Origin of the sequence: Nguyenibacter vanlangensis, from assembly GCF_013376155.1 — a bacterium.
GTDB classification, from domain to species: Bacteria; Pseudomonadota; Alphaproteobacteria; order Acetobacterales; family Acetobacteraceae; genus Gluconacetobacter; species Gluconacetobacter vanlangensis.
On the sequence record NZ_JABXXP010001301.1, the window covers coordinates 1 to 503 of the forward strand.

The following is a 503-nucleotide window of genomic DNA, read 5'->3' on the forward strand; positions in this document are numbered from 1 at the left end:
TGGGCGGCATCCGGGCTGGGCGTGCGCCGCGACGACGCGGGCCGCCGCCTGTTCGATCCGGTCGAGGTCGTGCACCACCTGAAATCGGCCGGCTGGCACGGGCACGACCCGTTCTGGGACGATCACTACGTCGCCACCAGCCGCCGGCTGGTCGGCGCGCTTGTCGAGGAACCCGGGCCCGACATCACCGTCACCCTGCGCCGTACCTTCAACCTGCGCCACGCGCCGCCGACCGGTCGGACCCGGCGGCTCAGACTGTCCCTGCCGCTGCAGGACCGGTGCGAGATCCTGGCACTCGACCCGCTGGTGCCCGACGGCGCCACCCATTCCCTGCGTGACGGCCGGCTCGAGGTCCAGGTGCCGCCATCGGACGCGGCCGAAATCGACATCGGCGCGCGGATCCGCTTCCGGCCGCGCGCCGCCGACGCCGCATTGCCGGATCCCGAACTCTATCTGCGCCCCGGCGAGGGGCTGATCAGGCTGACCGATCCCGTCGCGGCGCT

General features: G+C 73.2%; 1 pseudogene. It reads left to right on the plus strand.

The features are described 5' to 3' along the window. Window positions 1-503 (plus strand): annotated as a pseudogene (locus HUK84_RS22730) (transglutaminase-like domain-containing protein); the annotation flags it as partial.